Raw genomic sequence first — 23,189 nt, forward strand, 5'->3', positions numbered from 1 at the left:
AGAGACGGACGGATGTGCGGCACCGACGGTATCAGGTACCGTAGGTGTCGTGAAATCGGAGACGGCGACCTTCCGGCGCGACCGCCGTGACTCCCGGTGGGACGAGCACCGTCGCGCCCGCCGTGAGCAACTCGTCGACGCCACCATCGCCGCCGTCGGCCGGCACGGCGCCGGTGTCGGCATGGACGAGATCGCCGCCGCGGCCGGCACCAGCAAGACCGTCGTCTACCGGCACTTCGCCGACCGCACCGAGCTGCACGTCGCCGTCTGCGCCCGGGTGGCCGGCCACCTGACCGCCAAGCTGCGCGAGGCGATGGCCAGCAGCACCCGTCCCCGGCAGATGGTGGCCGTCGCGGTCGACACCTACCTGGCGTCCCTGGAGGCCGACCCGGAGCTGTACCGGTTCGTCGTCCACGGGCCGCCGGCGGGCCGCCCGGCCGGCCGGGGCCCTGGTAACGCAGACCCGATCGGCACCCTCTCGCACCTCGTCGGCGACCAGGCGGCGGCGCTGGTCGCCGTCGCCCTCGAGCAGGCCGGCCGCGCCCCGTCCGCCGCGCTCCCCTGGGGCCACGGCCTGGTCGGCCTGGTCCGCGCCGCCGGGGACTGGTGGCTGCAGGCCGACCGCCCGATGCCGCGCGCCGACCTCGCCGCGCACCTGACCGATCTCGCCTGGACCGGACTCTCGGCGATCGGGACCCGCAAGGAGGATGAACCGTGACCACGAGCCTGCCGCACGCTGTGGACCCCAGGGCGCTCACCGGGGTGCTCGACGGACGCTGGAGCCACGTGCGTCGCGACGCACGCGAGAACCTGCACGACCCGGAGCTGCTGCCGGTCTACGGCGAGAGCATGGCGGAGGCGCGGCAGCGGGTCACCCGCATGGCGCGGAAGATCGCGGACTCCGGCCGGGTCTCCCTCGGCTTCCCCAAGGAGTACGGCGGCGAGGGCGACGTCGGGGGCTCGGTCACCGCGATCGAGATGCTGGCCTTCACCGACCTCTCGCTCATGGTCAAGGCCGGCGTCCAGTGGGGGCTCTTCGGCGGCGCCGTCCAGGCGCTGGGCACCCAGCGCCACCACGACGCGTACCTGCGCGACATCATGAGCTTCGAGCTGCCCGGCTGCTTCGCGATGACCGAGACCGGGCACGGTTCCGACGTCCAGCAGCTGCGGACGACGTGCACCTACGACCCCGCGACGCAGACCTTCGACCTGCACACGCCGCACGAGGCCGCCCGCAAGGACTACATCGGCAACGCGGCGAAGGACGGCCGGATGGCGGTCGTCTTCGCCCAGCTGGTCACCCAGGGCACGAACCACGGCGTGCACGCCTGGCTGGTGCCCATCCGCGACGAGCAGGGCGACCCGATGCCCGGCGTCACCATCGGCGACGACGGCCCCAAGGCCGGACTCAACGGCGTCGACAACGGCCGGCTGACCTTCGACCACGTTCCCGTGCCGCGCGACATGCTGCTCGACCGGTACGGCCAGGTCGCGCCCGACGGCACCTACACGTCGGACATCGAGAACGAGACCCGCCGCTTCTTCACCATGCTGGGCACGCTGGTGCGCGGCCGGGTCAGCGTCGGCGGCTCGGCGGCGGCGGCGGCCAAGCTGGCCCTCGACATCGTCGTCCGCTACGGCGACACCCGCCGGCAGTTCTCCGCGCCCGGCGCCGACCGCGAGATCCTGCTCAACGACTACCTCGTGCACCAGCGCAAGCTCCTGCCGGCCCTGGCCACCACCTACGCGCTGCACTTCGCGCAGGAGGAGCTGGTCGGGACGATGCACGACGTCCAGGCCGCGGAGGAGCTCGACGAGGGTGCACAGCGGGAGCTGGAGTCCCGCGCCGCCGGGCTCAAGGCCGCCCAGACCTGGCACGCCACCCGCACCATCCAGATGTGCCGGGAGGCCTGCGGGGGTGCGGGCTACCTGCAGGAGAACCGGCTGCCGCACCTCAAGGCCGACACCGACGTGTTCACCACGTTCGAGGGCGACAACACCGTCCTCCTGCAGCTGGTCGCCAAGGGCCTGCTCACCGGTTACCGCGACGCCTTCGGCTCGCTGGACGGCTGGGGCAAGGTGGGGTTCGTCGCCGACATGGTCCGCGAGACCGTGCTCGAGCGGACGGCGGCCCGCGGCCTGATCGCCCGCCTCGTCGACGCCGTCCCCGGCCGGGACGACGAGGTGCCGCTGCTCGACCGCGGCTGGCAGCTGAAGATGCTCGAGGACCGCGAGAAGCACGTGCTGGAGAGTGCGATCCGGCGGCTGCGCGGCGGCGCGGAGGCCGCGTCCTCCCCCGCCCGCCCGGTCCGGCCGTTCGACGTCTTCAACGACGTCCAGGACCACGTGCTGCGGGCGGCACAGGCGCACATCGACCGCATCGTGCTGGAGGCCTTCGTCGCCGGCATCGAGCGGACGACGGACGCCGACGCGCGGGCCCTGCTCGACCGCGTCTGCGACCTCTACGCGCTGTCGACGATCGAGGCCGACCGGGCCTGGTTCCTCGAGCACGGCCGGCTGACCCCGACCCGGGCCAAGGCGCTCATCGCCGCGGTGAACGCCCTGGTGAAGGAGCTGCGCCCGCACATGGTCACGCTGGTCGACGCCTTCGCCATCCCCGAGGAGTGGAAGGGCGCGGCGATCCTCCGCGAGGAGGACGACCGCCAGGAGGCGATGGCCACGCACGACGTGGCCGCCGGCGATGCCGAGCTGCGCCGGGGGACGGCGACCTCGGTGGAGGTCCCGCCCGGCCAGTAATAAGAAGGCCACCCTCTTCCCACGCCTCGCAAGCTCGGCGCGGGACCCTGCAGGGTGGCCGTTCCAGTACGTCACCAGGCTCGCGGCGAGCCTCCGGGCGGAGCCGCGCGGGGCCCTGGAGGGTGGCCGTTCCCCGCGACCGCACCTGACGCACCGGCCTCCCTCAGCTCGAGGCGCCGGCCTCCGGGTGCACCGCGGGCGCCGGCGCGATGCCCGGCGGCACCACCTGCGGGCCGGCCTCGGTCGGGCGCGGGCGGCCCTGCGGGTGCAGCCGCACGGCGAGCAGCGCGACGTCGTCCTCCGCGTCGGGCAGGAAGAGCCGCTCGAGCACCCGGTCGCAGAGGTCGGCCAGCGGCAGGCCGGCGTACTCGCCCAGCACGGCCACCAGCTCGGCGGTGCCGGTGTCGAGGTCGCGGTCGCGGCGCTCGACCAGCCCGTCGGTGTGCAGGAACACCGTGCTGCCCGCCGGGAGGACGGCCACCCGGTCCTGACGCGACGCCGAGGGGTCGACGCCGAGCAGCAGGTCAGGCAGGTCGTCGCCGAGCACCTGCACCTGCCCGTCGGGCCGGAGCAGGACCGGCGGCGGGTGGCCGGCGCTGGACCAGCGCAGCCGGGTGGAGTCGGCGCGCAGGTCGACGTCGTCCTGCTCGAGCCGGGCGACCAGCGCGGTCGCCATCGTGTCCAGCGCCAGTCCGCGGACGGCGCGGTCGAGCTGGGTGAGCACCTGCGCCGGCGGAGCGCCGCTGGAGAAGCTGATCCCGCGCAGCAGGCCGCGCAGCTGCCCCATGGCCGCAGCGGCCCGGCTGTCGTGGCCGACGACGTCGCCGATGGCCAGCACGGTCGCGCCACTCGGCTCGAGGAAGGCGTCGTACCAGTCGCCGCCGATCTCGGCGCCGGCCGCGGCGGGCACGTACCGGACGACGATCTCGCAGTGGTCCGGCTCCGGCGGGGCGGTGAGCATACTGTGCTGCAGCGCGCCGGCGAGCGCCCGCTGCTGGCCGTAGAGCCGGGCGTGGTGCAGGGCCAGCCCGGCCCGGCGGCCCACCTCGACCGCGGTCTCGACCTCGGCCGGCGTGTGCGGCCCCCGCTCGCCGCCGTTGAACAGGCCCAGGGCGCCGAGTGCCTGCCCGCGGGCGACCAACGGGACGATCGCCCCCGAGTCCAGTCCGAGCCGGCCCAGCAGCTCCCGGGTCGCCGGCTCGGGAATGGCCCGCTCGACCCGTTCGGGGTCGATCCGGGGCAGCACCAGCGGTCGGCCGGTGCGGGCGACCACCGGAGCGGCCGCGTCGTCGGTCATCACGCGGACCATCGAGCCCACGTAGAGCTCGAGCTCGGCGCGCAGTGCGGGGTCGCGGTGCGCCGAAGCCAGCTCGTGCAGCCGGCCCTGCTCGTCGGTGACGACCAGCCAGCACCAGTCGGCGAGGGTCGGGACGACGAGGTCGGCGAGCTGCTCGACCTGCCGGGTGACCTCGAGCGTCCCCGACAGCACCCGGCCCGCGTCGGCGAGCAGCTGCAGCCGCGCGGTGGCCTCGGTCATCGCCGCCACCGCGTCGGCGCGCACGGCGTCGGCCTGCAGCCGCGAGGCGGTGAGCGCGATCTGCGCGGTCAGGCCCTCCAGCAGCTCCACGTCGGCGTCGGTGAAGACGCGGTCGGTCGTCCACACCACGATGAAGCTGCCGATCAACCGCCCCTCCACCCGCAGTGGCAGCGCGGCCAGCGCCCGGGTGCCGAGCACCTCGTTGATCTCGGCCATCCGTGGGAAGCGGGCCTCCGCAGCGGCAGCGTCGACGAACAGCAGCGGCTCGCCGTGTCGGGCGACCCACTGGGTGGGCAGCTCGTCGTCCAGCGGTGTCTCCACCCCGTCCGCGGGCAGCTGGACGTCGGCGGCGCTGGCCACGGTGTCGACGATGCGACGGGTGAGGTGCAGGTAGAGCCGGTCGTCGCGCGGGTCGACCACCGCCAGCCCGATCGACTCGGCACCGAGCACGCCGGCGCCGCGGAGCGCGATCTCGGCCAGCTGGGTCATCCGGGTGGCGCCGGCCAGCTCGGCGGCGACCTCGGCGATCGCGGCGGCGCGGCGGACGGCGTCGAGTTCTCGGTCGGCCTGCTCGCGGGTCTCGGTGACGTCGACGACCGTGCCCAGGATGCGCTGCGGTGTGCCGTCCGGGCCCGCCAGCACCCGGCCGCGGCTGACCGTCCAGCGCACCGCGCCGTCGGCGCGGACGACCCGCAGCTCGACGGTGTACTGGGCCAGGTCGTCGATGGCGGCCTGCATCTCCTCCTGCGCCCGCACCCGGTCCTCGGGGTGCACGTGGTCCCCGAACAGCTGGTGCATCCCCATGCGGACGGTGTCGTCGTAGCCGAAGATCGCCGCGCAGCGCTCGTCCCAGTCGATGGTGCCCCGCCGCAGGTCGACCTCCCAGGTGCCCACGGAGCTGGCCTCCAGCGCCAGCTCCAACCGCATCAGGGAGGCGCCCATGGCCGACCGGGCGGCCGACAGCTCGAGCTCGGCGACCACCGAGGCGGCCAGCTGCTCGAGCGAGAGCACCGCGTCGGCCGGCCAGCTGCGCGGGACCTGGTCGAACACCGCGAGCACCCCGGCGACGTGCCCGGACTGAGCGCGCAGGGGGACGCCCAGGTAGGCGACCAGCGCCCCCTCGACGGCCGCCGGCAGGCCGGCCAGCCGCTCGTCCTGCGCCGCGTGCGCGACGGGGACGGGGACGCCGAGCCGTACGGTCACCGCACACGGGGACCCCTCGAGGGGCAGCGGGCCGCTGACGACCGACTCCGGCAGACCGCAGGACCCGACGGGCACCTCGACGTCGGTGACGAGGCAGACCATGGCCACCGGGGCTCCCGTCAGCCGCGCGGCCAGCTCGGCGAGCCGGTCGTGGACGCCGGGGGAGGCCTCGGCGAGCAGCCGCCGGGTGGCGGCGACGCGCCTCGGATCGGAGAGCACGTCAGGCTCCGGGGACGGGGGTGCCGCCGCCATCCTCGAGCTCCCTCGTCCGCTGTGGCGGCCTGTGCGCCAGCCGCGTCGACATCCTGACACGCCGCGGTACGCGCAGGATCGGATCATCCTCCCGCGCGCCATGCCCGGTTGCGCGGGCCCGTCGCTCACCCCCCGGGGGGAGCGGAGCCGGCTCGGGTCAAGCGGCTGTGGGCGGGAGCCGATGGGCAGGGCATGTCGGCGACGTGCACGAGCACCCTCCCGGACTGCCGGCCGTTGCTCGCCGACCCCGACGACCTGACGATGGTGTTCCAACCGATCGTCGATCTCGCCGCCGCGCGCGTCGTCGGCTACGAGGCGTTCGCCCGCTTCCCCGGCACCGCCTGCCCCGAGGTGTGGTTCGCCGCCGCCGCCGACTGCGGCCTGGCCGCCGACCTCGAGGCCCTGGCCGTCGCCACGGCCCTGGCCGCCGTCCCGCTGTTGCCCGGCGACACCTTCCTGGCCGTCGACGTCAGCCCCCATCTCCTCGGCAGCGCCCCGGTCCAGGACGCCCTCGCCGCCCCTCCGGACCTGCACCGGGTCGTCGTCGAGCTCACCGGGCACACCCCGGTCGACGACCTCGACGCGCTGCGCCGGCAGACCGGGGACCTGCGTGCCCGCGGGGCTCTCGTCGCGCTGGGCGACGCCGGCTCCGGCTACTCCGGTCCGGCGGCGATGGCGGCCGTGCGCCCCCAGCTGGTCACGCTCGACCGGGCGCTGGTGACCGGCGTCGACAACGACCCGGTCCGCACCGCGCTCACCGGGATGGTGGGCGAGTTCGCCGGCCGGATCGGCGCTCGGCTGCTGGCCGAGGGCGTCGAGACCGCCGGGGAACTGGCCGCTCTCGCCCGCCTCGGCGTGCCGCTGGCCCAAGGGTGGCTGCTGGGCCGGCCGGCACCGTCCTTCGCCCCGCTGGCCCCGGAGGTGGCGACGCTGGTGCGCACGCACGTCACCCACGCGCGGCGTCCCGGGAGCGTGGCCGGCCTGCTGCGGCCGGTGCGCCAGTCCGACGTCGCCGAGCCGTTGCCCGCCGTCCCCCCGGCGGTGCTGGTGGCCGAGCGGGGCGAGCCGGTGGCGCTGTGGCTGGCCTGCCCGCGGACGGCCGAGACCTACACCGCACCGGTCTCCCTGCGCGTGCACCGGTCGGACGACGTCGCCGAGGTCCTGCAGCGGGCGCTGGCCCGGCCGCCGGCCCAGCGCTTCGACCCGGTTGTCTGCACCGACTCCACCGGCGCCGTCGCCGGCCTGCTGCGGGTCGAGGACCTCGCCGGCGCGGTCGCCGGCCGCTGAGCGAGGCCCCGTCCCGGGGCCCGCTCCGGGTAGGCCCCGTCCAGGGGCTCGCCGCGAACCTGCGAGCGGTGAGGGGACGGGGTCCTTCCACGAGTGGCGGGGGGCAGGGGGTCCTCTCTCAGGCGGAGGCCTCGTCGAGTGCCTGCGTCTCCTCGTCGGCCAGCACGAGGTCCTGCATGGGCAGCAGGTCGGCCAGCTGCTCCACCGACCGGGCGCTGGCGATCGGCGAGACGACGGTCGGCCGGTCGGCCAGCCAGCGCAGCGCCACGGTCGCCGTCGTGACCCCGTGGGTCTGCGCCACCTGCTCCAGGGCGTCCAGCACCCGGTCGCCGCGCTCCCCCACGTAGGCCGACGCACCCTCCGACCGCGGCGAGTCGACCCGCTCGCCGGCCCGGTACTTGCCGGTGAGGAAACCCCTGGCCAGGCCGTAGTACGGCAGCACACCGATCCCGGAACCGGCCGCGACGTCGCGCAGCCGGTCCTCGTAGGCCGCCCGCTCCATCAGGTTGTAGTGCGGCTGCAGCGCCACGTAGCGGGCCAGACCCAGCCGCTCGGAGGTCTCCAGCGCCTCGGTCAGCCGCTCCGGCGAGTAGTTGGACGCCGCGACGTATCGGACCTTGCCCGCCTGCACCAGCTCGTCGAAGGCGCGCAGCGTCTCCTCCAGCGGCGTCGCCTCGTCGTCGTAGTGGGCGTAGTAGAGGTCGATCCGGTCGGTCTGCAGCCGGCGCAGCGACCCCTCGACCGCCGTCCGGATCTCCGCCGCCGACAGCGGGCGCTCCTTCTCCAGCCGCGAGGCCTTGGTCGCCACCACCATCCGGTCCCGCATGCCCCGCTCGGCCATCCAGTTGCCGAGGATCTCCTCGGAGCGGCCCCTGCCGTAGGACTCCGCGGTGTCGACGAACGGGGCCTGGGTGCTGACGGTGGCGTCGACGAAGCGGTCCAGCAGCGCGAAGGACGTGGGCTCGTCCGCCGTCCAGCCGAAGACGTTGGCCCCCAGGCAGAGGTCGCTGACGGTCAGGTCGGTCCCCGGTATCTGCGGCATCCCCCCACGGTAGGGCGTGTCCGACGGGCCGCCGCGCCGGGAGCGGCGCGCACAGGGACCGGTGGGACGTGGGGGACCCGTTCGACCCCCCTCGGTGGCGGGCTGTCGGGACGGCATGGCACCGTGCCCCCGTTCCGACCTCGCCGTTCCGGCGTGGTCGGAGTACCGCTCTGTTCCCGACACGGAAGGAAACCCGTGAACAAGGCCGAACTCGTCTCCGCCATCGCCAAGCGGGCCGACGTGCCCGCCTCGACCGTGGACTCGGTGCTCACCGGGCTCCAGGACGAGCTCGTCGACGCCATCACCCGCGGCGAGAAGGTCGCCGTCTCCGGCCTGCTCACCGTCGAGCGCACCCAGCGCTCCGCGCGCACCGGCCGCAACCCGCAGACCGGCGAGTCGATCGACATCCCTGCCGCCAACACGGTCAAGGTCACCGCGGGCTCGAACCTGAAGAAGGCCGCGAGCAACGTCCCCGTCTGACCGTCGGCCTCCTGGCGACGTCCCGGTCCGGCCCCGCCCGGCCGTCCGCGTCGGGGCGGCGACTGCCCCCGTGTGGTCCGGCCCACAGCGCCGTGGGTGAGGATGCCCGGGCAGTCGCCGTCCGACGGCGGACGGCACGAGGGACGGAGGACCCGTGACGACGGCACTCGAGGTGGACACCGACCCGGCCGAGGTCGGCTTCGACGCCGGCCGGCTGGCCCGGCTGGACCGGCGGCTGGCCCGCTGGGTGGACGACGGACAGCTGCCGGGCTTTCTCGTGACGGTGGCCCGGCACGGACGGCTGGTGCACGTGGGCCGGTACGGCTCGCGGAACGTGGAAGAGGGCCTGCCGGTCGAGACCGACACCCGCTGGCGCATCTACTCGATGACCAAGCCGGTCACCTCGGTCGCGGCGATGATGCTCTACGAGGAGGGCGCCTTCGAGCTCTCCGACCCGATCACGAAGTGGTTGCCGGAGTTCGCCGACACCCGCGTCTACGTGGCCGGTTCGGCACAGAAGCCGGTGACCCAGCCACAGGTCGAACCGATCCGGGTGCGACACCTGCTCACCCACACCTCCGGGCTCACCTACGGCTTCCACCACGCCTCCCCGGTCGACGCGATGTACCGGGCCGCCGGGCACGAGTGGGGCACCCCTGCCGGCGCGGACTCCGCCGAGGTCTGCCGGCAGTGGGCGGCGATCCCGCTGGTCTTCCAGCCGGGGTCGGAGTGGAACTACGGCGTCTCCACCGACGTCCTGGGCCGGCTGGTCGAGGTGGTCTCCGGCCTGCCGCTCGACGAGTTCTTCGAGCAGCGCATCTTCCGCCCGCTGGGCATGACCGACACCTCGTTCGGCCTGCGGGAGGGAGACGACGTGGATTCGCTCGCCCGGCTCTACTCCGCCGTCCCGGGGCAGCCCGGCGGCGCGCCCACCGGCTTCGCGCCGCTGGACGCCATGGGGACGGCCGCACACCGCAAGCCGGCGTTCCTGTCCGGCGGCGGCGGGCTCGTCTCCACCGCCGCGGACTACCTGCGGTTCGCCGAGCTGCTCCGCCGCGGCGGCTCCTACGACGGCGGCCGGCTGCTCAACGCGCGCACCATCGCGTACATGACCCGCAACCACCTGCCGGGCAACGCCGACCTGGAGACCTTCGGCCGGCCGCTGTTCGCCGAGACGCCGCTGCGCGGAGTGGGTTTCGGCCTCGGGTTCTCCATGGTCATCGACCCGGTGCGCTACGGCGTGCTGTCGAACGTGGGCGACTACAGCTGGGGAGGGGCGGCGTCCACGGCGTTCTACGTCGACCCGGTCGAGGACGTGACCGTCGGCTTCTACACCCAGCTGCTGCCCTCGAGCACGCTGCCGATCCGCAACTACCTCCGGTCGCTCGTCAACCAGGCCCTGATCGACTGAGAGGGCCTCCCTGCCCGCGCCACTCGCGAGCTCGCGGCGGGACCCTGCAGGGAGGCCGCCGGCCTCCCCATCCTTCGTAGAAGGACTGTCCTTCCCTCCCTTCCCTCGCGAGCTCGGGACGGGGCCCGGGACGGGGCCGCTGGAGGCCCCGTCCCGGCTGGGGGAAGCGTCCGCTCTCAGAGGTAGCGGCGGTAGACGACGGTGGCGACCATCGCCGGCTTGCTGGCGCCCTCCACCTCGACGGTGACGTCCATGTTCATCGCGATGCCGCCGTCGAACGGCGTCGCGGAGGCCAGTGTCGCGCCCGCCCGCACCCGGCTGCCGACCGGCACCGGTGACGGGAAGCGCACCTTCTCGGTGCCGTAGTTGACGCCCATCCGGAAACCCTCGATCTCCACGATGTGCGGCAGCAGCGAGGGGATGAGGGACAGCGTCAGATAGCCGTGCGCCACCGGCCCGCCGAACGGGCTCTCCCGCCTCGCGCGCTCCGGGTCGACGTGGATCCACTGGTGGTCGCCGGTGGCGTCGGCGAACTGGTTGACCTGCTCCTGGGTGATCTCGACCCAGTCGCTGTAGCCGAGGTGCTCCCCGACGAGGCCCTGCACACCCTCGACGCCCTGCACCGTCGTCGTTGCCATCGCGCCGTCTCCTTCCGTCGTGCGGTCTGGTTGGCAGACTCCACCACACGTGTACCGGACGGGAGAGGGCGGCGTGCTGCGACTGGGGTCCGTGGACGTGCCGCCCGGCCGGCTGGTGGTCATGGCCATCGTCAACCGCACCCCGGACTCGTTCTACGACCGCGGCGCGACCTACGAGCTCGCCGCCGCCGTCGAGCGGGTGGACCGGGTGGTCGCCGAGGGCGCGGACATGGTGGACGTCGGCGGGGTCAAGGCCGCGCCCGGCGAGGAAGTGGACGCCGCCGAGGAGATCCGTCGCACCGTCGACCTGGTCGCCGCCGTCCGCGCCGCCCACCCGACCCTGCCCATCTCGATCGACACCTGGCGGGCGGAGGTGGCCCGGGAGGCGCTGGCCGCCGGCGCCGACGTCGTCAACGACGCGTGGGGCGGCGTCGACCCGGAACTCGCGGCGGTGGCGGCCGAAGCCGGCGCCGGGATCGTCTGCACCCACGCCGGCGGGCTGCCACCGCGCACCCGGCCGCACCGGGTGACCTACGGCGACGTCGTGGCCGACGTGGTCACCCGGACGACGGCGCTCGCCGAGGCCGCGGTCGCCGCCGGCGTCGCCCCCGAGCGGGTGCTGGTCGACCCGGGGCACGACTTCGGCAAGAACACCCGGCACTCGCTGGAGGTCACCCGCCGGCTCGACGAGCTGGTGGCCACCGGCTGGCCGGTGCTGGTGGCGCTGTCGAACAAGGACTTCGTCGGCGAGACCCTCGACGTCCCACTGGAAGCGCGGCTCACCGGGACGCTGGCGGCGACCGCGGTGAGCGCCTGGCTGGGGGCGACGGTGTTCCGTGCCCACGACGTCGCGGCGACCCGCCAGACGCTGGACATGGTGGCGTCCATCCGCGGCGACCGACGGCCGGCCCGCACCACCCGCGGCCTCGCCTGAGGCGCCTGGCTGCCCAGCAAAGATCAGCTGAGCTGGTCGTTCCCGCTCCTGGCTCACCACTGGTCGTGAGCCAGGAGCCGAAACGACCAGCTGACCTGATCATCGGGGCCGCTGGAGGCCCGGCTACCTTGCCGGCCATGGCCGCTACCGGGTTCCTCACCGTCGACGAGCTCAACGACCTGCTGCCGGGCACCTTGCCGGGACTGCTGGGCATCGTCATCGACACGCACGAGCGCGGGCGGCTGACCTCGCACCTCGACGTCCGCCCCGAGCTGCTGGCGCCCAACGGGTACCTGCACGCCGGCACGGTGGTCACCCTCGCCGACACCAGCTGCGGGCTGCCCACCCGCGCGCTGCTGCCGGAGGGGTCCAGCGGGTTCACCACCATCGAGCTCAAGAGCAACCACCTGGGCACCGCCCGCGAGGGGCGGCTGAGCTGCGACGCGACGAACGTGCACGCCGGCCGGACGACGCAGGTCTGGGACGCCGTGGTGCGCAACACCGACACCGGCAGGACCATCGCGCTGTTCCGGTGCACGCAGTCGGTGCTCTGGCCCCGCTGAGGGGAACCGGTCCACAACCGGCGGGTAACCCCCTTGTGGCCCCGGCCACCGGAGATGTGAGACTGGCGCCACACCGACGCGAGAAGGAGCTGCACCCGTGGCGCTGGCCAGCCGATACCCCGACGTCGAGATCCCGGACGTCTCCGTCCCCGAGTTCGTCCTCGCAGCCGGCCGGGACAGGCCCGACGCTCCCGCGCTGATCGACGGCCTCAAGGGCGACGTCATCACCCACGGCCAGCTGGCCGGGCACGTCGACCGGGTGGCGGCCGCGCTGCACGCGCGAGGCCTGCGCAAGGGCGACGTCGTGGCGGTCTTCTGCCCCAACACCCCCTGGTTCCCCGTGGTGTTCCACGGCATCGCCGCCGCCGGCTGCGTCATGTCGCCGATCAACTCCCTGTACACGCCCGACGAGATCGCCTTCCAGCTGCGTGACTCCGGCGCGAAGGTCCTCATCACCGTCTCGCCGTTCCTCGACCGCGCGATGGCCGCCGTCGAGAAGTCGCCGGTCGACGAGGTCGTCGTCATGGACGGCGCGGAGGGCCACGCCTCGCTGCTCGACCTGCTGACCACCGACGCGCCGTCGGTCCAGGTCGACATCGACCCGGCCAACGACCTGGTCACGCTGCCCTACTCCAGCGGGACCACCGGGCTGCCCAAGGGGGTCATGCTGACCCACCGCAACCTGGTGGCCAACGTGGCCCAGTGTCGCCCGCTGATCGAGCTCGGCGAGGACGAGCGGATCATCGCCGTCCTGCCGTTCTTCCACATCTACGGGCTCACCGTGCTGATGAACCAGGGCCTGGCGTGGGGCGGGGCAGTCGTGACGCTGCCGCGGTTCGACCTCGAGGACTTCCTCCGCACCATCCAGGACCACAAGATCACCCGGGCCTTCGTGGCGCCGCCCATCCTGCTGGCCATGGCCAAGCACCCGCTGGTCGACCAGTACGACCTCTCCTCGCTGACCGCGATCCTGTCGGGCGCCGCGCCGCTCGACGAGCAGCTCGCGCTCGCCGCCGAGCAGCGGCTGCGCAAGGGCGCCGACACCGGCGTGAGCGTGGCCCAGGGCTACGGGATGACCGAGCTGTCCCCGGTGTCGCACACCACCCCCGACGAAGGCCGCGAGCCGGAGGGTGCGGCCCCCGACTCGGTGCCGAAGGGCTCGGTCGGCTTCGCCATCCCGAACACCGAGTGCCGGCTGGTCGACCCCGGCACCGGCGAGGACGCCGCGCCCGGTGAGCGCGGCGAGCTGTGGGTCCGCGGCCCGCAGGTCATGAAGGGCTACCTGAACAACCCCGAGGCGACCGCGGACACGGTCGACGCCGAGGGGTGGCTGCACACCGGCGACGTCGCGGTCGTCGACGACAACGGCTGCTACACCGTCGTCGACCGGGTCAAGGAACTGATCAAGTACAAGGGCTACCAGGTGGCCCCGGCCGAGCTCGAGGCCGTGCTGATCGGCCACCCGGAGATCGCCGACGCCGCGGTCATCGGTGTCCCGGACAAGGAGAGCGGCGAGGAGCTGCCCAAGGCCTTCGTCGTCCGCGCCGCGGACTCCGCGCTCACCGAGGACGCCGTCATCGAGTACATGGCCGGCAAGGTGGCGCCGCACAAGAAGATCCGCTTCGTCGAGTTCCTCGAGACGGTGCCGAAGTCCGCGGCCGGCAAGATCCTGCGCAAGGAACTCCGGGCGCAGGGCTGAAGGAGGACCCCGCCCCCAACCCTTCGTAGCAGGAGCCGGGGCGGGGCCGCCGGAGGTCTCAGCCGGCCGCACCCGTTGCGGCCGGCGCCGCGCCGCGTCCGGGGTCCCGCCACGACCTGTCGCCCCAGGTGATCAGGAGGCAGCCGCCGGAGCGACGTCAGCGGGCCGTCGCGAGCTCAGGAGTCCCCGCTGCGCGCCCGGCGGTCGCCGCGCGCGCGATAGCCCGCAGGTCGAGCTCCGGCAGCAACCGGGTGTGCGCGCCGACCCGCACGAGCGGCGCCGTACGCAGTGTCGCGCCACGTTCCTCGGCGGATCCCCGGACCTGCTGCCCCTCGTCCCGCCAGGTCAGCGGGTCGATCGAGCGCAGCACGTCCACGGCGAAGGCCGCCAGCTCTCCGTCGACGCTGACCAGCAGGACGCAGGACGTCTCCGTCGGGGGCCGCTGCCCGCGTCCGAGCAGAGTCGACAGGCAGAAGACGGGGACGGCGGTGCGCCGGTGCACGATGGTCCCCAGCAGGCCGTCGACCGCCGTGTCGGTGAGCGAGGCCGGATGCGGCAGGATCTCGACGATCTGTTCCAGCTGGACCGCGACGTCCACACCCACGGAGAAGGTCAGGTAGCTCGGCGCCCCGGTGGCCGTCGCGGCCGCTACGGCGGCGGCCGTCGCAGCGCCGTCGCCGCGGTCCGTCGTGGAGGCGACGGCGGTGTTGACCGACGCGAAGCCGGACATCTGCGGGTCCGCCAGCAGCGCGTCACCGGCCAGCACCAGACAGTCCCCGACACCGTCGACCTCGACCATGCCGGTCACCAGCTCCGGCCGCGCCACGGCGTAGGAGGGCAGCGGCAGGACGTCGGCGGCGGGCACCTCGGCGAGTTCGAGCAGCGCGGTGAGCGCGAGGACCACGTAGCCGGTTCCCAGGTCGAGGACCAGTCCTGCGCCGGTCTGGTCCCGGCCGAGCCGGCCGAGCCCGAGCAGGGCCAGCGGGTCCACGACCGGCACCTCCCGCTCGGCGTAGGTGATCACGCCCGGGCAGGTCGGGCCCGACAGCACCGAGGCGCGCAGGTCGGGCGTGGGCAGCGTCGTGTGGACGTGGGCCGCGTCGATGGCGAAGCGGTGGTCGCCACAGCGGACGACGGTCAGCATCCGCGCCGCCCCGCTGCCCCGGCCCCGGCTGTGGACGGCTGCGGTCTTCCGCGTGACGTCGTCCACGGTCGGCACGCCGGGGCGGCTGAGCACCGCAGCGGCGTCCAGCACGCTGTGCGCCCGCCCGGTCTCCGGGTGACGGAAGGTGTGCGAGAAGAGCAGCCGCTCGCCGTGCGCCCGGGCCGCCACCAGCGCGGACGACGGCAGCTGCGTCACCCCGCGGACCTCGTCGGCCAGCAGGCCGAGCACCTGGCCGTCGTGGGCGACGACCACGACGACCTGGTCCGGACGCCGCTCGTCGGGCCGGCCGATGATCGGCCGCAGGTCGACGACCGGCAGCACGAGTCGGCGCAACTCGATCGCGCCGAGCAGGCCGGGCGCAGACGCCGGTAGCCCGGCCAGCTGCAGCGGACACGGCACGACCTCGCGCAGCGCGGAGAGCGGCAGCGCGACGTCCATGCCGGCCAGCCGCAGCAGGCCGTAGACGACGTCGCCGGCGGCGTCCGCCGCCTCGTCGGTCACCCCTGCCCCTCAGGAGCCCGAGCGGGCGAGTTCGGCGATGAGCTGGTCGACGGCGCGGGAGGTCGTCTGCTGGGCGCGGGTGGCCTCCGAGATGCTCCGGATGGCGTCGTTGGTGCGGGTGACGCTCCCGACGATCTGCTCGAAGGCGGTCTCGGCCCGCCGCGACACCTCCGATCCCTGCTGCACCCGCTCGGCCGACTCGTCGATCAGCTTGCCGATCTGCTGCGCTGCCTCGAAGGAGCGCTCGGCGAGCTTGCGCACCTCGCCGGCCACGATGGAGAAGCCGACGCCGTGCTCACCCGCCCGCGCCGCTTCGATCGAGGCGTTGAAGGCCAGCAGGTTGGTCTGGTTGGCGATCTCCCCCATGACGCGGACGATCTCGGTGATCGCCACGGAGGACTTCTGGATCAGGCCGATGGCCTCCAGCGAGGCGCGCAACGCCTCGACACCGCGCTCGGCGTTGCCCTGGGTCTCCTCCGCCAGCCCGGTGGCGGTCTGCGAGTTCCGCACGACGCTCTCGATGGATGCCGACAGCTCGCCGACCAGATCTGTCATCTCCTGCGCGCCCGCCTCGACGCGCCGCTCGCGCACGACCTGTTCGGTGACGTCGTAGGCGTACTTGACCACCTTCACGGGCTTGCCGTCGAGGTCGAGGATCGGGTTGTAGGTCGCCTGGATGTACACGTCGCGGCCAAACTTGCCGCGGCGGTGGAAGCGCCCGGCGATGACCTCGCCCTTGCCGAGGGCCAGCCAGAAGTCGCGGTACTCCTGCGAACGGATGTAGTCGTCGTCGCAGAACTCGCTGTGGTGGTGCCCGACGATCTCCCGCGCCGAGTAGCCCATGGTGCGCAGGAAGTTCTCGTTGGCGCCGAGGACGTTGCCCTCGAGGTCGAACTCGATGACCGCCTGGGCGCGGTCGACCGCGTCCACCCGCGCCGCGACCTCCGCCCTGCGCAGCTTCTCCTCGGTCACGTCCATGGCGAACTTGACGACCTTGAACGGCCTGCCGGTCTCGTCGAGGATCGGGTTATAGGTCGCCTGGATCCACACGTCCCGGCCGTCCTTGGCCATCCGGCGGTACTCCCCGCTGTGGTAGTCGCCGTTGCCGAGCTTGCGCCAGAACTCGCGGTAGGTGTCGGACGCCGCGTAGGCCGGGTCGCAGAACATCGAGTGGTGCTTGTCCTGGACCTCGCTGGCGCTGTAGCCCATGACCTGCAGGAATTTCCGGTTGGCGGCGAGCACCGTGCCGTCGAGGTCGAACTCGATCACCGCCTGAGCTCGCTCGATGGCGGCCACCTTGCCGAGGTACTCGGCGTTGCGCCGCTTCTCGCGGGTGATGTCCGAAGCGAACTTGACGACCTTCAGCGGACGGCCGTTCTCGTCGAGGATCGGGTTGTAGGTGGCCTGCAGCCACACTTCACGCCCGTCCTTGTCGAGGCGCCTGAACTCGCCGGCCTCGAACTTGCCCTTGCCGAGACGCTCCCAAAACTCCACGTAGGCGTCGGACGCGGCGTGGGTGGGGTCGACGAAGATGCGGTGGTGCTTGCCCCGGATCTCGGGGAGCGTGTACCCCACGGTGTCGAGGAAGTTCTGGTTGGCCGTGAGGATGCGGCCCTTGAGGTCGAACTCGATGACCGCCTGTGCTCGGTCGATGGCCGCGACCTTGCCCCTGTAGTCGGCGCCCTGCAGCTTGGCCTCGGTGATGTCCGTGGCGAACTTGACGACCTTCAGCGGTTTGCCGGTGTCGTCGAGGATCGGGTTGTAGGTGGCCTGCAGCCACACCTCGCGGCCGCCCTTGGCGACGCGCAGGAACTCCCCGCTCTCGAAGGCGCCGCTGGCCAGGCGCTCCCAGAACTGGGTGTACTCCTCGCTGGTGGCCACCTCCGGCTGGCAGAACATCCGGTGGTGCCTGCCCTGGACCTCGTGCAGGGCGTAGCCCATGGTCTCCAGGAAGTTCTTGTTGGCGGCGATCACCGTGCCGTCGACGGCGAACTCGATCACCGCCTGCGCCCGGTCGATCGCCGCGACCCGGCCGCGGAACTCGGCGTCGGCCAGCTTGGCGGCGGTGATGTCGTTGGCGAACTTGACGATCTTCAGCGGGGCGCCGGTGTCGTCGAGGATCGGGTTGTAGGTGGCCTGCAGCCACACCTCGCGGCCGCCCTTGGCCAGCCGCCGGTAGACCCCGCCCTCGAACATGCCCTGACCGAGCCGCTCCCAGAAGTGGGCGTAGTCGTCACCGGCGGCCTGCACCGGGTCGACGAACATCCGGTGGTGCTTGCCCGTGATTTCCTGCAGCCGGTACCCCATCAGGTCGAGGAAGTTCCGGTTGGCCGTCAGCACGGTGCCGTCGAGAGCGAACTCGACGACCGCCTGCGAGCGGTCCATCGCCGAGACCGCGGCGCGCTGCTCGGCGGCCTCGACCACCCGGTCAGTGACGTCGGTGGCCAGCTTGACGATCTTCCGGGGCTTGCCGGCCTCGTCCAGGATGGGGTTGTAGGTCGCCCGCAGCCACACCACCCGGCCGTCCTTGGCCAGCCGCTTGTAGACGCCGGCCTCGAACGCGCCACCGCCGAGCCGGCGCCAGAAGTCGGCGTACTCGGCACTGTCGGCCAGCTCCGGCTCGCAGAAGATCCGGTGGTGCTCGCCGCGGACCTCCGTGAGCTCGTAGCCCATCGTGGACGAGAAGTTCTCGTTCGCGGTCAGCACCGTGCCGTCGAGGCCGAACTCGATCACTGCCTGGGAGCGGTGGATGGCGTCGAGGACGCCGCGCATCTCCAGCAGCGTGAGGTCGTCGGCGGCGGACGAGGTGGCGGCGGACTGCGGCACGGGACGCTCCGAGGGGGCACGGAGGACGAAGACCTCCTCATTTCGGCGCGGAGCCACCCGCCTCAAGCCGAGAGGTGGCATGACTCCAACTTCGGCCCCCTCCAGGGCCTCCGAAGCCTGCGAGGGGGGCCAGGACGGCGGCCCCCCTGCAGGACCCTGTTGGCGAATCTGCATCGGTGATGCCGTGGACTCTCACTGCAGGGCGGCCTCAGGGGACCCGAGCCGGGTGATGTGCAGTTGTGGCGGGTTCTCCCCCCGGCGAAAGGCGCCACGACCGCACATCACCCACGGCGCGGCCACCTGGTGACTCGTCCAGGGGTCTGACCAACAGGGTCCTGCAGGGTCCCGGCGCGAGCCTGCGAGCGGCGAGGGGTGGCCCCGTCCAGGGCACCGCCCCGAGCCTGCGAGGGGTGGGGAGGGCGGGGTCCTTCTAGGGTCGAGGGCATGCGCGCGGTGACGACGAGCGGACCGGGTGGCCCCGAGGTGCTGGGCTGGGGCGAGGTCCCCGACCCGGTCCTGCGACCCGGCGAGGTGATCGTCGACGTCGTCGCTACCGCGGTGAACCGAGCCGACCTGCTGCAGCGGGCCGGCCACTACCCACCGCCCCCGGGGGCCAGCGAGGTCCTCGGCCTGGAGTGCAGCGGGGTGGTCAGCGAGGTCGGCGAGGGGGTGACCGGCTGGGCGGTCGGCGACGAGGTGTGTGCGCTGCTGGCCGGCGGCGGCTACGCCGAGCGGGTCGCCGTCCCGGCCGGGCAGCTCCTCCCCCGCCCGGCCGGGGTGGAGCTGGCCACCGCGGCGGCGCTTCCGGAGGTGGTCTGCACCGTCTGGTCCAACGTCTTCCTGCTCGCCGGCCTGCGCCGTGGCGACACCTTCCTGGTGCACGGCGGGTCCAGCGGCATCGGCACGATGGCCATCCAGCTGGCCGCCCGCGCCGGCGCGCGGGTGTTCACGACCGCGGGCACCGCCGCCAAACTCGACGTCTGTCGCGAACTCGGCGCCGAGGTGGGCATCAACTACCGCGACGAGGACTTCGTCGAGCGGGTGCGGGAGGAGACCGACGGTGCCGGCGTCGACGTCGTCCTCGACAACATGGGCGCTGCGTACCTGGCCCGCAACGTCGACGTGCTCGCCACCGGTGGGCGGTTGGTCTGCATCGGGATGCAGGGCGGCACCAGGGCCGAGATCGACCTCGGCAAGCTGATGCGCAAGCGCGGCTCGGTGCACGCCACCACGCTGCGGTCCCGGCCGCCGACGGGCCCCGGCGGCAAGGCCGAGATCGTCGCAGCCGTGCGGCACGACGTGTGGCCCGACGTCGAGCGCGGCGTCGTCCGGCCGATCGTCGACCGCCGGCTGCCGATGTCGCGGGCCGCGGAGGCGCACCGGGTGGTCGACGCGAGCGAGCACATCGGGAAGGTCCTGCTGGTCACCGACGGCGCATGATCTCGAGGCCTGGCCGCCGTGCAGGGGCCCGCCGCGAGCCTGCGAGCGGTGGGGGGCACGGGGGTCCTTTTCAGCGGGGGCGGAGTGCGGCCACTGCGTCGATCAGGTACCCGACCTCCTCGGCCGTGTTGTAGTGCATCAGCCCCAGCTGCACGGCCCCGCCCTCCTCGTTGACCCCGAGTGCGTCGAACAGCTCCCGGGCGTAGAGGTCGCCGTCCCACGCGCAGATGCCCTGCCGGGACAGCTCGGAGGCCACCTGCCGCGGACGCATGCCGGCGACGGTGAACGACAGCGCCGGCGTGGTGTGCGGGGCCGAGCCGATCACCTGCACGTGACGCATGGCGCGCAGCGCCTGGTCCAGCCAGTCGAACAGCCCGCCCTCGTAGGCGGCCACCGTCGCCATCGAGGCGCGCAGCCGGTCCCGCCGGGTACCGGTCGCGACGTCGTCCAGCGAGGCGAGGTGCTCGACGGCCGCGGTGACCCCGGCCAGCAGCTCGAAGGCGTGCCCGCCGCTCTCGAACCGGTCGGGCACCCGATCGGGCACCGGAACCAGCTTGTCCGGCGCCAGCTCCGCCAGCAGCGCCGGGTCGGCCACCACCGCGCCCACGTGCGGGCCGCACCACATGTCGGCGGCGACGGCGAGGAAGTCGGCGCCCAGCGTGCGGACGTCGAGCAGGTCGTGCGCGGCGGCGTGCGCCCCGTCGACGTAGACCAGGGCGCCCACCGCGTGCGCCCGCCGGGCGATCGCCGCGACGTCCGGGCGGGTGCCGATCGTGGCGCTGGCGGCGGTCACCGCGACCAGCCGGGTGCGGGAGCCGAGCAGCTCGTCGTACTGCCAGTCGGGCAGCTCGCCCGTTTCGATGTCCACTTCGGCCCAGCGCACCTCCACGCCGTGCCGGGCGGCCAGCTCCACCCACGGCCGGATGTTCGCGTCGTGATCGAGGCGGCTGACCACGACCTCGTCGCCGGGTTGCCAGGTACGGGCCAGCGCCCGGGCCAGCGTCCAGGTGAGCGTCGAGGTGTCCGGCCCGAGGACGACGCCGGTGGACACCCCACCGACCAGGTCCGCGACGGCCGTGCGGGCGCTGGCGAGCAACCCCTCCGCCCGGGCGGACGCCGGGAAGACCCCGCCGCGGTCGGCGACCGGCACCCGCATCGCCTGCGCCACGGCGAGCACGACGCTCTCCGGCAGCAGCGCGCCGGCCGACCCGTCGGCGTGGACGAGACCGTCGGAGAGGCCGGGGAACAGGCCCCGGATTCGGGCGACGTCCAGCCGCCCCTCCCCCGGTCCCATGGGCCTCGACCCTAGACGCTGCCCCTGGGCGCCGACCCGCCCCAGGGCCGCCCAGCGCGGCCCCGACGCGGCGGGGAGGATGGAGGACATGACCGCACCTGACAACGGCAGTGGACTCCCTCAGCAGGTCGTCGTCGTCGGGCCCGACGGCCAGCCCGTCGGCACCATGCCCGTGCCGGACGACGGAGCCGTGGGCGGGCGGGGGGACGACGCAGCCGGCCAGGGCGGCGCCATCGGCGACATGGTGGAGCAGCCGGCGAAGGTCATGCGGATCGGCACGATGATCAAGCAGCTGCTCGAGGAGGTCCGCGCCGCGCCCCTGGACGACGCCAGCCGCAACCGGCTGCGCGACATCCACGCCTCCTCCATCCGCGAGCTCGAGCAGGGCTTGGCCCCCGAGCTGCGCGAGGAGCTGGAGCGGATCACCCTGCCGTTCAGCGAGGGCGAGACCCCGTCGGACGCCGAGCTGCGGATCGCCCAGGCCCAGCTGGTCGGCTGGCTGGAGGGCGTCTTCCACGGCATCCAGACCGCGCTGTTCGCCCAGCAGATGGCCGCCCGCGCGCAACTGGAGGAGATGCGCCGTGGAGGCCGGGCACTGCCCAGCGGCCAGGCCCCGCAGCAGCCCGACTTCCGCCCCGGCGGCGGCCAGTACCTCTGAGGCCAGGCGATCGGGGAGGTGTTCGGGTGAGCCCGCGCGACGGCGAGGTGCGCGCGTCGGACGCCGAGCGCGAGGAGACGGTGCGCCAGCTGCAGCGCGGGCTCTCGCAGGGGCGGCTGACCGTCGACGAGTTCGACGAGCGGGTGCGGGCGGCCTACGCCGCCCGGACCCTGGGGGAGCTCGCCGAGCTCACCCGCGATCTGCCCCGGAGTCTGTGGTGACCTGCGGGACGCCGTCCGCCTGACCGTTGCCGGAGATCGCCGACGACGGCAGCGCGGTGGCTCCCCCATCGGACGAGGCCGGTGCGCTCCGCTCGCCGTCCGCGTCGCCTGTCACCGCCGGAGCCTGCCCGCCAGCGCCTGCCGCCTGCTCGAAGAACCGGAGCAGCTCCACCGGGAAGGGCATCACCAGGGTGCTGTTCTTCTCCGAGGCGACGTCGGCGACGGTCTGCAGCAGCCGCAGCTGCAGCGCACCCGGCGTCGCGCTCATCGCCTCGGCCGCCTGCGACAGCTTGGCCGACGCCTGCAGCTCACCGTCGGCGGAGATGACCCGCGCCCGCCGATCCCGCTCGGCCTCGGCCTGTCGTGACATCGACCGGCGCATGCCCTCCGGCAGGGAGATGTCCTTGACCTCCACCCGGTCGATCTTGATGCCCCAGTCCTCGGTGGGAGTGTCGATGACCGCCCGCAGCTCGCTGTTGATCTGCTCCCGGTCCGACAGCAGCGTGTCCAGGTCGGCGCGGCCGATCACCGACCGCAGCGAGGTCTGCGACACCTGGGACGTGGCGACCATGTAGTTCTCCACGTTGATCACCGCACGGACCGGGTCGACCACGCGGAAGTAGACGACGGCGTCGACTCCGATGGTGACGTTGTCCCGGGTGATGGTTCCCTGCGACGGCACGTCCAGGACGAGCGTCTGCACGGGCACCTTCGTCATCTGGTCGACGAGGGGGACGATCAGCCGTAGTCCTGGGTCCCGGACCTCCGGGAGCAACCGACCGAAACGCAGGACCACGCCGCGCTGGTACTGCTGGACCTGCCGGATGCTCCCGCCCAGGACCACGAGGACCAGGACACCGACGACGGCGAGAACGATGAGCAGGATCTCCATGGCCGGCCACCTCCCCGGCCGGCGCGGTGGCGTCAGGACGCTCCCGCGGCACCTCGGAGCGCCGACCCGTCCACAACCATGATCCCCCGGGAGGCCGAATCCTGCCGTGACCAGGCCGTCATCTCCCGTGCGATCACATCGTCGGCCTACCGGCCGACACCGCGGCCACGCACCCTCCCCCAGTCGGGTCGAGCCCCAGACCCCAGCCCCTCGTCGGGGGAGCCCCCGGCTCCCCACTCCCAGGAACCGACACCGCGGCCACGCACCCTCCCCCAGTCGGGTTGAGCCCCAGACCCCAGCCCCTCGTCGGGGGAGCCCCCGGCTCCCCACTCCCAGGAACCGACACCGCGGCCACGCACCCTCCCCCAGTCGGGTTGAGCCCCAGACCC

The 23,189-nt window shown here is 73.4% G+C and carries 18 protein-coding genes; 11 read left to right on the forward strand and 7 right to left on the reverse strand.

The genetic code is table 11. The features are described from left to right. Positions 1-49 precede the first annotated feature (49 nt). Both E4P41_RS00610 and E4P41_RS00615 read left to right on the forward strand, forming a co-directional pair. Positions 50-718: a TetR family transcriptional regulator gene (locus E4P41_RS00610; protein WP_135138938.1), complete on the forward strand. Its 669-nt coding sequence runs from the start codon at positions 50-52 to the stop codon at positions 716-718. Next, positions 715-2,757, forward strand: a complete 2,043-nt coding sequence (locus E4P41_RS00615; protein WP_135138939.1) for an acyl-CoA dehydrogenase — start codon at positions 715-717, stop codon at positions 2,755-2,757. Before E4P41_RS00610 ends, E4P41_RS00615 begins: the two co-directional genes overlap by 4 nt. A 163-nt stretch (positions 2,758-2,920) precedes the next feature. On the opposite strand, the gene E4P41_RS00620 is transcribed toward E4P41_RS00615, so the two are convergent. Then, positions 2,921-5,716, reverse strand: a complete 2,796-nt coding sequence (locus E4P41_RS00620) for a SpoIIE family protein phosphatase (protein ID WP_245177011.1) — start codon at positions 5,714-5,716, stop codon at positions 2,921-2,923. A 225-nt stretch (positions 5,717-5,941) separates the two neighbouring features. Here E4P41_RS00620 and E4P41_RS00625 point away from each other — a divergent pair, with 225 nt between their 5' ends. Next, positions 5,942-7,036: an EAL domain-containing protein gene (locus E4P41_RS00625; RefSeq protein WP_135138941.1), complete on the forward strand. Its 1,095-nt coding sequence runs from the start codon at positions 5,942-5,944 to the stop codon at positions 7,034-7,036. Positions 7,037-7,154: 118 nt separating this feature from the next. Here E4P41_RS00625 and E4P41_RS00630 read toward each other — a convergent pair whose 3' ends face one another. Further along, the gene (locus E4P41_RS00630) at positions 7,155-8,078 is read right to left on the reverse strand and encodes an aldo/keto reductase (RefSeq protein ID WP_135138942.1); all 924 of its coding nucleotides are present in this window, start codon (positions 8,076-8,078) and stop codon (positions 7,155-7,157) included. 195 nt (positions 8,079-8,273) lie between these two features. On the opposite strand from E4P41_RS00630, the gene E4P41_RS00635 reads away from it, so the two are divergent. Together E4P41_RS00635 and E4P41_RS00640 are read left to right on the forward strand one after the other, a co-directional pair. Further along, positions 8,274-8,558, forward strand: a complete 285-nt coding sequence (locus E4P41_RS00635; protein ID WP_135138943.1) for an HU family DNA-binding protein — start codon at positions 8,274-8,276, stop codon at positions 8,556-8,558. 154 nt (positions 8,559-8,712) lie between these two features. Further along, complete coding sequence (locus E4P41_RS00640; RefSeq protein WP_135138944.1) at positions 8,713-9,969, forward strand: serine hydrolase domain-containing protein; 1,257 nt, start codon at positions 8,713-8,715, stop codon at positions 9,967-9,969. A 176-nt stretch (positions 9,970-10,145) separates the two neighbouring features. On the opposite strand, the gene E4P41_RS00645 is transcribed toward E4P41_RS00640, so the two are convergent. Beyond that, positions 10,146-10,607 (reverse strand): MaoC family dehydratase, encoded by a 462-nt coding sequence (locus E4P41_RS00645; RefSeq protein ID WP_135138945.1) that lies wholly within the window; start codon positions 10,605-10,607, stop codon positions 10,146-10,148. Between the two features lie 73 nt (positions 10,608-10,680). On the opposite strand from E4P41_RS00645, the gene folP reads away from it, so the two are divergent. The 3 genes from folP (at position 10,681) to E4P41_RS00660 (ending at position 13,803) form a co-directional block, all read left to right on the forward strand. Further along, positions 10,681-11,541 carry a dihydropteroate synthase gene (folP, locus tag E4P41_RS00650; RefSeq protein ID WP_135138983.1) on the forward strand — a complete coding sequence of 287 codons (861 nt, stop codon included), beginning with the start codon at positions 10,681-10,683 and terminating at the stop codon, positions 11,539-11,541. A gap of 137 nt (positions 11,542-11,678) precedes the next feature. Next, positions 11,679-12,104, forward strand: a complete 426-nt coding sequence (locus E4P41_RS00655; protein WP_135138946.1) for a PaaI family thioesterase — start codon at positions 11,679-11,681, stop codon at positions 12,102-12,104. 97 nt (positions 12,105-12,201) lie between these two features. Further along, complete coding sequence (locus E4P41_RS00660; protein ID WP_135138947.1) at positions 12,202-13,803, forward strand: 4-coumarate--CoA ligase family protein; 1,602 nt, start codon at positions 12,202-12,204, stop codon at positions 13,801-13,803. A 157-nt stretch (positions 13,804-13,960) separates the two neighbouring features. On the opposite strand, the gene E4P41_RS00665 is transcribed toward E4P41_RS00660, so the two are convergent. Together E4P41_RS00665 and E4P41_RS00670 are read right to left on the reverse strand one after the other, a co-directional pair. Beyond that, entirely contained in the window at positions 13,961-15,469 is a 1,509-nt protein-coding gene (locus E4P41_RS00665; RefSeq protein WP_245177012.1) for a chemotaxis protein CheW, read from the reverse strand. 9 nt (positions 15,470-15,478) lie between these two features. Further along, a complete protein-coding gene (locus E4P41_RS00670; protein ID WP_280658696.1) occupies positions 15,479-18,295 on the reverse strand; it encodes a PAS domain-containing methyl-accepting chemotaxis protein in 2,817 nt (938 codons plus the stop codon). Positions 18,296-18,739: 444 nt separating this feature from the next. Between E4P41_RS00670 and E4P41_RS00675 the strand changes: the two genes are divergently transcribed. Further along, a complete protein-coding gene (locus tag E4P41_RS00675; RefSeq protein ID WP_135138948.1) occupies positions 18,740-19,735 on the forward strand; it encodes an NAD(P)H-quinone oxidoreductase in 996 nt (331 codons plus the stop codon). Between the two features lie 70 nt (positions 19,736-19,805). Here E4P41_RS00675 and E4P41_RS00680 read toward each other — a convergent pair whose 3' ends face one another. Then, positions 19,806-21,029: a cysteine desulfurase-like protein gene (locus E4P41_RS00680; RefSeq protein ID WP_135138949.1), complete on the reverse strand. Its 1,224-nt coding sequence runs from the start codon at positions 21,027-21,029 to the stop codon at positions 19,806-19,808. 88 nt (positions 21,030-21,117) lie between these two features. Here E4P41_RS00680 and E4P41_RS00685 point away from each other — a divergent pair, with 88 nt between their 5' ends. After that, positions 21,118-21,687, forward strand: a complete 570-nt coding sequence (locus E4P41_RS00685; protein WP_135138950.1) for a bacterial proteasome activator family protein — start codon at positions 21,118-21,120, stop codon at positions 21,685-21,687. Positions 21,688-21,713: 26 nt separating this feature from the next. Continuing rightward, complete coding sequence (locus E4P41_RS00690; RefSeq protein WP_135138951.1) at positions 21,714-21,908, forward strand: DUF1707 domain-containing protein; 195 nt, start codon at positions 21,714-21,716, stop codon at positions 21,906-21,908. On the opposite strand, the gene E4P41_RS00695 is transcribed toward E4P41_RS00690, so the two are convergent. Next, positions 21,877-22,800 carry a slipin family protein gene (locus E4P41_RS00695; RefSeq protein WP_135138952.1) on the reverse strand — a complete coding sequence of 308 codons (924 nt, stop codon included), beginning with the start codon at positions 22,798-22,800 and terminating at the stop codon, positions 21,877-21,879. The genes E4P41_RS00690 and E4P41_RS00695 overlap by 32 nt on opposite strands. Positions 22,801-23,189: the final 389 nt, after the last annotated feature.

Origin of the sequence: Geodermatophilus sp. DF01-2 (assembly GCF_004571065.1) — a bacterium.
GTDB lineage: Bacteria > Actinomycetota > Actinomycetes > Mycobacteriales > Geodermatophilaceae > Geodermatophilus.